We start from the raw sequence: 14,044 nt of genomic DNA on the forward strand, positions 1-14,044 counted from the left end.
TCGCAGGGTGAGATCGCGGCGGCTTGTGTGGCGGGTGCGTTGTCGCTTGAGGATGCGGCGCGGGTGGTGGCGTTGCGGAGTCAGGCGATCGCGGCGCGGTTGGCCGGGCGTGGGGGCATGGCCTCGGTCGCCCTCAGCGAGGAGGACGCGGCCGGGCGTCTGGGGCCCTGGTCGGATCGGGTCGAGGTCGCGGCTGTCAACGGGCCGTCCTCCGTCGTGGTCGCCGGTGACGCCGAGGCCTTGGACGAGGCCCTGCGGGAGCTCTCCGGTGACGGCGTACGAGTGCGGCGCGTGGCCGTGGACTACGCCTCGCACACCCGTCACGTCGAGGACATCGGCGACACCCTCGCCGAAGCCCTGGCCGGGGTCACGGCCAAGGCCCCGGTGGTGCCGTTCTACTCGACCGTCACGGGCAGTTGGGTGGAGGACGCCGGGGTGTTGGACGGCCGGTACTGGTACCGCAACCTGCGCGGACAGGTGCGGTTCGGCCCGGCCGTCCGCGAACTGCTCGGCCAGGGCCACGGGGTGTTCCTGGAGGTGAGTGCTCACCCGGTGCTCGTGCAGCCGATCACCGAGGCCGTGGACGCCGCCGACGCCGATGTGGTGGTGACCGGGTCGCTGCGCCGTGACGAGGGTGGCCTGCGGCGGCTCCTGGCTTCGATGGCCGAGCTGTTCGTGCGGGGCCTGGCCGTCGACTGGGCCGCCGTGCTGCCCGCAGGGGCCGCGCGTGCGGAGCTGCCGACGTACGCCTTCGACCACGAGCACTACTGGCTCGAGCCGGCCGACCGGGCCACCGACGCGGCCTCGCTGGGGCAGACCACCGGTGACCATCCGCTGCTGGGCGCGGTCGTCGGCATGCCGGACTCCAGCGGTCTCATGGCCACGTCGAAGTGGTCGCTCCGCTCGCAGCCCTGGCTCGCGGACCACCTGGCGTCGGACGCGGTCGTGGTGCCGAACGCGGCCCTGGTCGAAGTGGCCGTCCGGCTCGGCGACCTGGCCGCCACCCCCGTACTCGACGAACTCGCCGTCGACGCGCCCGTGGTGCTGCCGCGGCGGGGCAGCCGCGGCATCCAGGCCGTCCTCGGTGAGCCGGACGGGGCGGGACGGCGGTCGGTGGAGATCTACTCCCGCGCCGGGGACGCCCCCCTGGACGCGCGCTGGACCCGGCACGCGCACGGGACGCTGTCGACCCGTGCCGTCGAGGTCCCGGCGGCGGGACCCGCGACCGAGGTCGCGCTGGACGGTGCCGCGCTCCGCGACGCGGGCCGGTACGGCGTACACCCCGCGCTGCTGGAAGCCGCCGTCCGTACGGTCATCGCCGACGGCACGGTCCCGGCGGTGTGGACCGGAGTGACCCTGCTGGCGTCGGGCGCCACCGCGCTCCACGTACGAGCGGGCGACACCACGCCGGAGGGCACCGGTCTGCGGCTGACCGACCCCACGGGGCAGCCCGTCATGACCGTCGCGTCCGTACGCGGGGCGGCGTTCTGCCCCGAACAGGCAGAACAGGAAGGAGCCGACGGCGCGGTGACCCACGACGCGCTGTTCCGCGTCGACTGGAAGGAACTGGCGCTGCCCGCCGTGGAGCGCCCGCCGGCCAGCGTGACCGTCACGACCGGCGAGGACGTCACCACCACCGCCGCGGGTCCGCTCGCACCTGATGTGCTGCTGTACGAAGCCGTGCGCGCGGCCGCCGACCCCCGCGTCCCGGTCAGCGCGGCCCTCGCCGTGCTCCAGGCCTGGCTCGCCGAGCCCGCCCTGGCGCGGACCCGGCTCGCCGTGGTCACCGGGGACCACGCCGAACTCGACGCGGCCGCCGTGTGGGGCCTGGTGCGCTCGGCCCAGTCGGAGCATCCGGGCCGGATCGTCCTCGTGGACCTCGACGAGGCCTCCCGGGACGCCCTGCCCGCCGCGCTGCTGAGCGGTGAACCGCAGCTGAGGATGCGCGCCGGCGTCGCGTCGGTGCCCCGCCTCGCACGCGCGTCCGTCCCGGCGGGCGAGGCGCCCGCCGGAGCCGGGCGGCGGCCCCGGCCGCTGGACCCCGAAGGCACCGTACTGATCACCGGCGGCACCGGCACGCTCGGCGCCGTGACGGCACGGCACCTCGTCGCCGCGCACGGCGTCCGGCACCTGGTCCTGGCCGGCCGCCGGGGCCAGGCCCCGGAGCTGCGCGACGAGCTGGCCGGGATGGGGGCCTCCGTCACCCTCGCCGCCTGCGACACGGCGGACCGGGCCCAGGTGGCGGCGCTGCTGCGGGCGATACCCGCCGCGCACCCCCTCACCGCCGTGGTGCACGCCGCCGGGGTCCTGGACGACGGGGTGCTCACCGAACTGACCCCGGAACGCCTCGACACCGTGCTGCGGCCGAAGTTGGACGCCGCCCGGCACCTGCACGAGCTGACCCGGGACCTGGACCTCGCCGCGTTCGTCCTCTTCTCCTCGGCGGCGGGCGTCCTCGGCAACCCGGGCCAGGCCAACTACGCGGCGGCCAACGCCGCCCTGGACGCCCTGGCGCGTCAGCGGCACCGGGCGGGCCTGCCCGCGGTGTCCCTGGCCTGGGGCTACTGGGCGACGGCCAGCGGCATGACCGCGCACCTGGGCGCCGCCGACCTGCGGCGCAACCGGCGCATCGGCATGGTCGGACTGTCCCCGGCCGAGGGCATGGCCCTCCTCGACGCCGCCCTGCACACCCCGGCGGACGCGGCCGGAACGCTCGTGGCGGCGAAGTTCGACCTCAACGCGCTGCGGGCCGCGGCGGCCGAAGAGCCGCTGCCGCCGCTGCTGCGCGGCCTCGCCCCGGCACCGCGGCCCACCGCCCGGACGGCCGCACCGGCCGGGCCCGCGGCGCTGCGGGAACGCGTCACAGGCCTGGCCGCCGCCGAGCGGACCGAGGCCCTCGTCGACCTGGTGCGCCGGCACGCCGCCGAGGTGCTCGGGCACACCACCGCCGACGCCGTGCGGGCGGACCGGACCTTCAAGGAGGCCGGGTTCGACTCGCTGACCGCCGTGGAGCTGCGCAACCGGCTCGCCGCCGCGACCGGGCTCACCCTCTCCCCGGCGATGGTCTTCGACCACCCGAAGCCGACCGCGCTCGCCGCGCACCTGGGCGATCGGCTCCTCGGCGTGGCGGCGCAGCGCCCGGCCGGGCCCGGCATGCCCGCACCGACCACCGACGAGCCGATCGCCATCGTCGCCATGGCGTGCCGCTTCCCCGCGGGCGTGCACAGCCCGGAGGACCTCTGGCGGGTGGTGGCCGACGGGATCGACGCCGTCACCGAGTTCCCCGCCGACCGGGGCTGGGACACCGACCGGCTCTTCCACGCGGACCCCGACCACGAGGGCACCACCTACGTGCGCCACGGCGCCTTCCTCGACGACGCCGCCGGGTTCGACGCCGCCTTCTTCGGCATCTCGCCGAACGAGGCCCTCGCCATGGACCCGCAGCAGCGGCTGCTCCTCGAAACGTCCTGGGAGGCCTTCGAGCGGGCCGCGATCGACCCGACCGCGCTGGCCGGGCAGGACGTCGGCGTCTTCGTCGGCGTCAACAGCCACGACTACAGCGTGCGCATGCACCGGGCGGCCGGTGTCGAGGGCTTCCGCCTCACCGGCGGCTCGGGCAGCGTCGCCTCCGGCCGCGTCGCCTACCACTTCGGCTTCGAGGGCCCCGCCCTCACGATCGACACGGCCTGCTCCTCCTCCCTGGTGGCCCTGCACACGGCCGCGCAGGCGCTGAACCGCGGCGAGTGCTCCATGGCCCTGGCCGGCGGCGTGATGGTGATGGGCACCGTGGAGACGTTCGTCGAGTTCTCCCGGCAGCGCGGACTCGCCCCCGACGGCCGGTGCAAGGCGTTCGCGGACGGCGCCGACGGCACCGGCTGGTCCGAGGGCGTGGGACTGCTCCTCGTGGAGCGCCTGTCGGACGCCCGCCGCAGGGGCCATCCCGTACTGGCCGTCGTCCGCGGCTCCGCCGTGAACCAGGACGGCGCGTCGAACGGCCTGACGGCCCCCAACGGCCCCGCGCAGCAGCGCGTCATCCGCAAGGCCCTGGCCCACGCGGGCCTCGGCACGTCGGACGTGGACGCCGTGGAGGCGCACGGCACGGGCACCACGCTCGGCGACCCGATCGAGGCCCAGGCGCTCCTGGCGACGTACGGCCAGGACCGGCCCGCGGGACGGCCGCTGTGGCTGGGGTCCGTGAAGTCGAACCTCGGCCACACCCAGGCGGCGGCGGGCGTCGCCGGTGTGATCAAGATGGTCATGGCCATGCGCCACGACACGCTCCCCAAAACGCTGCACGTGGACCGCCCGTCGTCCCGCATCGACTGGTCCGCGGGCGCCGTGGAGCTGCTGACACAGGCCCGTGACTGGCCGCGTGAGGGCCGTCCGCGCCGGGCCGCCGTGTCCTCCTTCGGCATCGGCGGCACCAACGCGCACGTCGTCATCGAAGAGGCCCCCGGCACGGCGGCGGCCGCGCCCGACCCCAGGCGCGCGGACGAACCGACGGACCTCCCGGTGCCGGTGCCCGTGCCCGTGTCGGCGCGGACGCCCGCCGGGCTGCGCGGCCAGGCCGACCGGCTCGCCCGCTTCCTCGACGACAGGACCGACGTACGCCTCACCGACGCGGCGCACGCCCTCGCCACCACGCGCGCCGGGCTCGAACACCGCGCCGTCGTCCTGGCGTCCGACCGGCCGCAGCTCGGCGCGGACCTCCGCGCCGTCGGCCGGGGCGAGGAACGCCCCGCGGTCGTCTCCGGCACCCCGGTCGCGGGCAAGCTCGCCTTCCTTTTCGCCGGCCAGGGCAGCCAGTGGGCGGGCATGGGCCGTCAACTGGCCGCCACCTACCCGGTCTTCCGCGACGCCTTCGCCGCCGCGTGCGCCGCCGTGGAGGCGCATCTGAGCGGCCTCGCGGAGCGCCCGCTGCACGACGTGGTGTTCGCCGCTCCCGGGGCGCCCGGCAGCGAACTCCTCGACCGGACCATGTACACGCAGGCCGCCCTGTTCGCCCTGGAGACCGCGCTGTTCCGGCTCTTCGAGTCCTGGGGAGTCCGGCCGGACCTCCTCGCCGGGCACTCGATCGGAGAGCTCACCGCCGCGCACGCCTCCGGAGTGCTCGGCCTGGCCGACGCGGGCGAACTGGTCGCGGCCCGCGGCCGGTTGATGCAGGCCCTGCCCGAGGGCGGCGCGATGGTCGCCGTCCAGGCCACCGAGGCCGACGTCGAGCCGCTGCTCGCCCGGGCCCGGGGCGCGGTCTGCGTGGCCGCGGTCAACGGCCCCGACGCGCTGGTGCTCTCCGGCGCCGAGAACGCCGTGCTCGCCGCCGCCGACGCACTGGCCCGCCGGGGCCGCAAGACGCGGAGGCTGGCGGTCAGCCACGCCTTCCACTCGCCGCTGATGGACCCCATGCTCGACGAGTTCCGCGCGGTCGCGGAGCGCCTGTCGTACCGGCCGGGCGGCCTTCCCGTCGTCTCCACACTGACCGGCGGCCTTGCCCAGGACGGACAGCTCGCCGACCCCGGCCACTGGGCCGACCAGGTGCGGAACACCGTCCGGTTCGGCGACGCCGTCACCGCGCTCGCCCGGCGGGGCGCGACGACGTTCCTCGAACTGGGCCCGGGCGGGACCCTCGCCGCGATGGCGCTCGGCTCGCCCGACGCACCGGAGCGGAGCTGCGTCGCCACCCTGCGCAAGGACGGCGCGGAGGCCGTCGACGTCCTGACCGCGCTCGCCGAACTGCACGTGCGCGGCACGTCCGTGGACTGGACGGCCGTACTCGGCCACCCGGCCGCGGCGGCCGGAACCGAGCTGCCCACCTACGCGTTCCAGCACCAGCGGTACTGGGTCGAGTCCGACGACGCCGCACCGGCCGACGCGGAAGCCCTCGGCGCCACCGGCGCCCGGCACCCGCTGCTCGGCACCGTCATCGACGTACCGGGCGACGACGGCGGCAACGGCAGCGGCGGTGTCGTGCTCACCGGGCGGCTCGCACCGCACGGCCCGGGCCGCCTCCCCGGCCCGGCCGCGGCCGACGGCACCACCCGGATTCCGGCCGCCGTACTCCTGGACATGATCGTCGGGGCCGGTGACGAAGTGGGCTGCGGCGGCCTCGAACAGGTCGTCGTCGAGAGCCCGTTGACGGTTCCGGAGCGCGGCCACACCCACGTGCGGGTGTCCGTGACCGCCCGGGGCCCGGACGGGCGCCGCCGCGCCGCCGTCCACGGCCGCCCCGCAGGGCCGGAGCGAACGCCCTGGACGTGCCACGCCCGAGCGGTCCTCGTCCCCGGCGCGCCGCGCCCGGCCTTCGACCTGCGGGCCTGGCAGCCGCCCGCGGATGCCTCCGCGCCGCTCCCCGGAACGCGCGTGTGGCAGCAGGACGGCCGCACCTGCGCGGAAATCACGCTCCCGGACGAACTCGTAGCCGAGGCGGCCGACTTCGCGCTGCACCCCGTGCTCGTCGACACCGCGCTGCGCGTCCTGGACCGGAGCCCCGGCCGGGACCTGTCCGATTGCGCCGCGCTCGCGGTGTACGCGGAGGGCGCCACCTCGCTGCGGCTGCGGATCACGCCGCGGCCGGACGGCCGCCACCTGCTGGAGCTGGCGGACGCGGACGGTGAACCCGTCGCGGCCCTCGGCCCGTTGAGCCTCGAAGCCCTGCCCGGGGAGGGTCCCGCGTCGCGTGATTCCGCGCCGTACGAGGACGCCGGCGTACCGGCGGTGCCCGGTGTCACCCGCCGCGTGGTCGCGCGCGGGGAAGACACCGGAGGCGCCATGGCCGACCGGCTGACCGACCGGCTGACCGGCCGACGGACCGACCAGCTGGCCGACCGGCTGGCCGACCGGCTGACCGACCGGCTGACCGACCGGCTGGCCGGGCTCCCGGCCGCGGAGCAGCACCGCAGGGTCCTCTCCTTGGTCCAGGAGAGCACCGCGGTCGTGCTCGGCCACCGCCAGGGCGACCGCTTCGACGACGAGCAGCCCTTCAAGAACCTCGGGTTCGACTCCCTCAGCGCCGTCAAGCTCCGCAACCGGCTGCGCGACTTCACCGGCGTCGACCTGCCCAGCTCCCTGGTCTTCGACCACCCGACCCCCGCCCTCCTCGCGGCCTTCCTGCGCGCCGAACTGCTCGGCGAGCAGCCCGCGGCACCCGCCCCCGCCACGGCGGCAGCGGCTTCCGACGAGCCCATCGCGATCGTCGCGATGAGCAGTCGGCTGCCCGGCGGAGCGGACAGCCCCGAAGAGCTGTGGCAGCTGCTCGTGGAGGGCCGGGACGCGGTCTCCGGCTTCCCGGTGGACCGCGACTGGGACCTGGAGGGGCTGTACCACCCGGACCCGGGCCACCCCGGCACGAGCTACACGCGCTCGGGCGGATTCCTCCACGAGGCCGCGCGGTTCGACGCCGGGCTCTTCGGCATCTCGCCGCGCGAGGCCCTCGCCATGGACCCGCAGCAGCGGCTGCTCCTCGAAACCTCCTGGGAGGCCCTGGAACGGGCGGGCGTCGACCCGCTGTCGGCCAGGGGCAGCGACATCGGCGTCTTCACCGGGATCGTCCACCACGACTACGTGTCCCGGCTCCACCGGGTGCCCGAGGACGTGCAGGGCTACCTCATGACCGGTACGGCGTCGAGCGTGGCGTCGGGCCGGGTGTCGTACGTGTTCGGCTTCGAGGGCCCGGCGGTCACCGTCGACACGGCGTGCTCGTCGTCCCTGGTCGCGATGCACCTGGCCGCGCAGGCGCTGCGGCAGGGCGAGTGCTCGATGGCCCTGGCCGGTGGCGCGACCGTGATGGCCGGTCCCGACGCCTTCCTGGAGTTCTCGCGGCAGCGCGGTCTGTCCGCCGACGGCCGGTGCAAGGCCTTCTCCGCGACGGCCGACGGCACCGGCTGGGCCGAGGGCGTGGGCGTGGTCGTCCTGGAACGCCTCTCGGTCGCGCGGGAACGCGGCCACCAGGTCCTCGCGGTCATCCGGGGCAGCGCGGTGAACCAGGACGGCGCCTCCAACGGCCTCACCGCCCCCAACGGCCCCTCGCAGCAGCGAGTGATCCGCCGGGCCCTCGACACGGCGGGGCTCGCGCCCGCGGACGTGGACGTGGTGGAGGCCCACGGGACCGGCACGGCCCTCGGCGACCCGATCGAAGCCCAGGCACTCCTGGCGACGTACGGGCAGGGTCGGGGCGCCGAACAGCCCCTGTGGCTGGGCTCGTTGAAGTCCAACATCGGTCACACGCAGGCCGCCGCGGGCGTGGCGGGCGTGATCAAGATGGTGCTGGCGCTGCGCCACGCGGTCATGCCCCGCACCCTGCACGTCGACGAGCCGACGGCCGAGGTGGACTGGTCGGCGGGCGCGGTGGAGCTGCTGACCGAGGCCAGGAACTGGGAGCGGAACGGCCGTCCGCGCCGGGCGGGCGTCTCCGCGTTCGGCGCCAGCGGCACGAACGCCCATCTGATCCTGGAGGAGGCCCCCGAGGACCCCGTCGCGGCGGAGACCGTGCCGGTGGGTGTGGTGCCGCTGGTGGTGTCGGCGCATAGCCAGGCTTCGCTGGCGGGGCAGGCCGGTCGGCTGGTGTCGTACGTGGAGTCGGGGACTGGTGGTCCGTCGCTCGCGGGAGTGGCCGGGGCCCTGGTGTCGGGCCGGGCCGTCCTCGGTGAGCGCGCGGTGGTCGTGGCCGATTCGCCCACCGAGGCGCTGACCGGGCTGCGCGCGCAGGCCCGGGGGGAGAGCGGTCCGCACCTGGTGTCCGGCAGCGCGGCCCCGGGCGCGCCCGGCAAGGTCGTGCTGGTGTTCCCGGGCCAGGGCTCGCAGTGGGCGGGCATGGGGCGTGAACTCCTTGATGCCTCACCGGTGTTCGCCGATCGGATCGCGGAGTGCGCGGCCGTCCTTGAGCCGCTGGTCGACTGGTCGCTCGTCGACGTACTGCGGGGTGAGGTCGAGCCCGAGTTGTTGGAGCGGGTGGACGTGGTGCAGCCCGCCAGCTTCGCGGTGATGGCCGGGCTGGCTTCCGTGTGGGCGTCCGTGGGGGTCGAGCCGGACGCGGTGCTCGGGCACTCCCAGGGGGAGATCGCGGCCGCCTGCGTGGCGGGTGCGCTGTCCCTTGAGGACGCGGCCCGGGTGGTGGCCTTGCGCAGCCGAACCATTGCCGCGGAGCTGGCCGGGCGCGGCGGCATGGCGTCCGTCGCCCTCGGCGAGCAGGAGGCGGCCGCCCGTCTGGAGCGGTGGGCGGACCGGGTCGAGGTGGCCGCGGTGAACAGCCCGTCGTCGGTGGTGATCGCGGGCGATGCCGAGGCCTTGGACGAGGTCCTGGAGGAGCTTTCCGGTGCCGGGGTGCGGGTGCGGCGCGTGGCCGTGGACTACGCCTCGCACTCCCGGCACGTCGAGGACATCGAGAACACCCTTGCCGAAGCCCTGGCGGGGGTGAACGCGAAGGCTCCGGTGGTGCCGTTCTACTCGACCGTCACGGGGAGTTGGGTGGAGGACGCCGGGGTCCTGGACGGCTCGTACTGGTACCGCAACCTGCGCGGACAGGTGCGGTTCGGCCCCGCCGTGGCCGACCTGCTCTCCCAGGGCCACGGCGTGTTCGTGGAGGCCAGCGCCCACCCGGTCCTGGTGCAGCCCGTCACCGAGGCCGTCGACGGCACGGACACCGAAGCAGTGGTGACCGGGTCGCTGCGCCGCGAGGACGGCGGCCTGCGACGGCTCCTCACGTCGGCGGCCGAGCTCTTCGTGCGCGGGGTCGCCGTCGACTGGGCCGGTGTGCTGCCCGCCGGAGCCCTTGCCCGGCCCGCGCGCGCGGACCTGCCCACGTACGCCTTCGACCGCCGGCACTACTGGCTGCGCGAGGCGGAGACGACGGCCGACGCCGACGGCGCCGCCGACAGCTCGGACTCCGCCTTCTGGTCCGCCGTCGAGCAAGCCGACACGGACTCGCTCGGCGCCCTCCTCGAAACGGCGTCGGGCGACCAGCTCGGCGCCCTCGCCACCCTCGTGCCCGTGCTCGCCGAGTGGCGCGGGAAGCGCCGCCGCCGCTCCGCGGCCGAGAAGCTGCGCTACCACGTCACCTGGCAGCCCCTCGCACGCGAAGCCATCGGAGTGCCCGGTGGCCGGTGGCTGGTCGTCGTACCGGCCGAACGCACCGACGACAGCGGCACCGACGCGCTCCTGGACGAACTGACCGGCCTCGGGCTCGACACGCTCCTCCTGGAGGTCGGCGCGTCCGACGGCGGCCGGGAGCGGCTCGCCGAACGGCTGACCGGAGTCCTCGCCGAACACGACGTGACCGGTGTGCTCTCGCTGCTCGCCCTCGACCGGAGCGCGCGCGGCGCCCCGCAGGACCCCACCGCCGTCACGGCGGCCGCCCTCGCCCTCATCCAGGCGCTGGGCGACACCGGCGCCGCCCCGCCGCTGTGGTGCGTCACCAGGGGCGCGGTGAACATCGGCATCCACGACGCCCTCACCTCACCCGCGCAGGCGGCCCTGTGGGGCCTCGGCCGCGCCGCCGCCCTCGAACGGCTCGACCGCTGGGGCGGCCTGGTCGACCTGCCCGCGGCGACAGGGCCGCGCACGGCCCGCCAGCTCCTCGGCGTGCTGAACTCCGCCGCGGGCGAGGACCAGCTGGCGGTCCGCAGGTCGGGCGTGTACGCGCGCAGGCTCGTCCGCAAGGCCGTGCCGGAGGCCGCGGGGGACACCGGCTGGCAGCCCCGGGGCACGGTCCTGGTGACCGGCGGCGCCGAAGGACTCGGCAGGCACGTCTCCTTGTGGCTCGCCCTCGCCGGCGTCGACCGGCTCCTCGTCACCACCACCCCGCACGCCCCCGAAGGGAGTATGGCCGAACTCCGCGCCCACATCGCTGGGTTGGACCTCGCCACCGTGGTGGAGTCCTGCGCGGACACCGACCGGGACGCGCTCGCGCGCCTCGTCTCCGCGGCGCCCCCGGAGCAGCCGCTCACCGCCGTCGTGCACGCGGCCGACATCACGCGGACCAGTACCGTCGACGACACCGGCGCACACGACCTCGCCGAGGTGTTCGCGGCCAAGGTGGACACGGCGGTGTGGCTGGACGAGCTGTTCGAGGACACGCCGCTCGACGCGTTCGTCGTCTTCTCCTCCATCGCCGGAGTGTGGGGCGGTGGCGGCCAGGGGCCGTCCGGCGCGGCGAACGCCGTCCTCGACGCCCTGGTCGAATGGCGTCGGGCCCGGGGGCTGCGGGCGACGTCGATCGCCTGGGGAGCCCTCGACGGGATCGGCGTCGGCATGGACGAGGCCGCCCTCGCCCAGCTCCGCCGCCGGGGCGTCCTGCCCATGGCGCCGCAGCTGGCCGTCACCGCGATGGTGCAGGCCGTGCAGGGCGACGAGAAGTTCGTGACGGTCGCCGACATGGACTGGGGCGCCTTCGTCCCCGCCTTCACTTCGGTCCGCGCCAGCCCCCTCTTCGCCGACCTGCCCGAGGCGAAGGCGGTCCTCGACGCGGCGCGGGACGACGGCGAGGACAGCGACACCGCGGCCTCCCTCGCGGACTCCTTGCGGGCGGTCCCCGACGCCGAGCAGCACCGCCTCCTGCTGCGCCTGGTCCGCGGCCACGCCTCGACGGTCCTCGGCCACGGCGGCGCGGAGGGCATCGGCCCGCGCCAGGCGTTCCAGGAGGTCGGCTTCGACTCCCTGGCCGCCGTCAACCTGCGCAACAGCCTGCACGGGGCCACCGGACTGCGCCTGCCCGCCACGCTGATCTTCGACTACCCCACCCCGGAGGCGCTGGTCGGCCATCTGCGTACCGAACTCCTCAAGGAAGCCGACGACGGCCTCGCGGGGCGGGAGGACGACCTCAGGCGGGTCCTGGCGTCCGTGCCGCTCACCCGGTTCAAGGAGGCCGGGGTGCTCGACGCCCTCCTCGGCCTCGCCGAGACCGAGACCGGGACCGGGGCCGAGGCGGAGACCGACACCGGGGCCGCCGCGGGCGCGGCTACCCGTACGGGCGCCGCGGACGCGGAGCTGATCGACGCGATGGACGTTGCCGACCTGGTGCAACGGGCCTTGGGCAAGACGAGCTGACCACCTGTGAACGAGTCCCGGAAGGATGGCTATGTCGGCGCCAGACGAGCAGGTCATTGAGGCACTGCGTGCCTCGCTGAAGGAGAACGCCCGGCTTCAGCAGGAGAACAGCACACTCGTCGCGGCCGCCGCGGAGCCCGTCGCGATCGTCTCCATGGCCTGCCGCTACGCCGGTGGCGTCCGGGGCCCGGAGGACCTCTGGCGCGTGGTGTCCGAAGGCGCCGACGTCTACGGCCCCTTCCCCGACGACCGGGGCTGGGACGTCGAGGGCCTCTACCACCCCGACCCCGACCACCCCGGTACGACGTACGTGCGCGAGGGTGCCTTCCTGCACGACGCGGCGCGGTTCGACGCCGGGTTCTTCGGCATCTCGCCGCGCGAGGCCCTCGCGATGGACCCGCAGCAGCGGCAGCTCCTCGAAGTGTCCTGGGAGACCTTCGAACGCGCCGGGATCGACCCCCACGCGATGCGCGGCGGTGACGTCGGCGTGTTCGCCGGGATCGTGCACCAGGACTACGCCCCGGACCTCAGCGGCTTCGAGGGGTACCTCAGCCTGGAGCGCGCCCTGGGCACCGCGGGCGGCGTCGCCTCCGGGCGCGTCGCGTACACCCTGGGACTCGAAGGCCCCGCGGTGACCGTCGACACCATGTGCTCCTCGTCCCTCGTGGCGATCCACCTGGCCGCGCAGGCGCTGCGCAGGGGCGAGTGCACGATGGCGCTCGCGGGCGGCTCGACGGTGATGGCGACGCCGGGCGGCTTCGTCGGCTTCGCGCGGCAGCGGGCGCTCGCCTTCGATGGCCGCTGCAAGTCCTACGCCGCCGGAGCCGACGGCTCCGGCTGGGCCGAGGGCGTGGGCGTGCTGCTCCTTGAGCGTCTTTCGGTGGCCCGGGAGCGCGGCCACCAGGTCCTCGCGGTGATCCGCGGCAGCGCGGTGAACCAGGACGGCGCCTCCAACGGCCTCACGGCCCCCAACGGCCCCGCGCAGCAGCGGGTGATCCGCAAGGCGCTGGCCGGCGCCGGGCTCGCCCCGTCGGACGTGGACGCGGTGGAGGGCCACGGCACCGGCACGGTCCTCGGCGACCCGATCGAGGCCCAGGCACTGATGGCCACGTACGGGCAGGGCCGGGACCCGGAGCGGCCGCTGTGGCTCGGCTCGGTGAAGTCCGTCATCGGCCATACGCAGGCGGCGTCCGGCGTGGCCGGTGTGATCAAGATGGTGCAGGCGCTGCGGCACGGCGTGCTCCCGGCGACTCTGCACGTGGACGCGCCCACCCCGCAGGTGGACTGGTCGGCCGGGGCGGTGGAGCTGCTGACCGAGGCCAGGGGCTGGGAGCGCAACGGCCGTGCGCGCCGGGCGGGGGTCTCCGCGTTCGGCGCCAGCGGCACGAACGCCCATCTGATCCTGGAGGAGGCCCCCGAGGCCCCCGAGGCCCCGGTCACGGAGGAGAGCGCGCCTTCGGGCGCGGTGCCCCTGGTGGTCTCGGCGGGCACTGCGGCTTCGCTGACGGAGCAGGCCGAACGCCTCGCCTCGTACCTGGAGTCGGGTACCGACGGGGCGTCGCTCGCGGCGGTCGCCGGGACGCTGGCCGCGGGCCGGGCCGTCCTCGGCGAGCGCGCGGTGGTGGTGGCGGGCACGACCGACGAGGCACTGACCGGCCTGCGGGCACTCGCCCGCGGCGAGAACGCGACCGGCCTCGTCACCGGCACGGGCACGCCGGGCAAGGTGGTGTGGGTGTTCCCCGGGCAGGGTTCGCAGTGGGTGGGCATGGGGCGCGAACTGCTCGATTCCTCTTCGGTGTTCGTCGAGCGGGTCGCGGAGTGTGCTGCTGCTCTGGAGCGGTGGGTGGACTGGTCGCTTGTCGACGTGCTGCGGGGTGAGGTCGAGCCCGCGTTGCTTGAGCGGGTGGATGTGGTGCAGCCCGCGAGCTTTGCGGTGATGGTGGGGTTGGCGGCGGTGTGGGCGTCTGTGGGTGTCGAGCCTGATGCGGTGCTCGGTCACTCGCAGGGT

The 14,044-nt window shown here is 75.5% G+C and carries 2 protein-coding genes; both read left to right on the top strand.

Annotation, left to right across the window (positions count from 1 at the left end):
• Positions 1-12,036, top strand: a 12,036-nt coding sequence (locus IG74_RS0142070) for a type I polyketide synthase (RefSeq protein ID WP_030688541.1), incomplete at its 5' end; no start/stop codon positions are given.
• A 31-nt stretch (positions 12,037-12,067) separates the two neighbouring features.
• The coding region (locus IG74_RS0142075) for a type I polyketide synthase (RefSeq protein ID WP_030688543.1) at positions 12,068-14,044 on the top strand (1,977 nt) is incomplete at its 3' end.

Origin of the sequence: Streptomyces sp. NRRL B-1347 (assembly GCF_000720325.1) — a bacterium.
GTDB lineage: Bacteria > Actinomycetota > Actinomycetes > Streptomycetales > Streptomycetaceae > Streptomyces.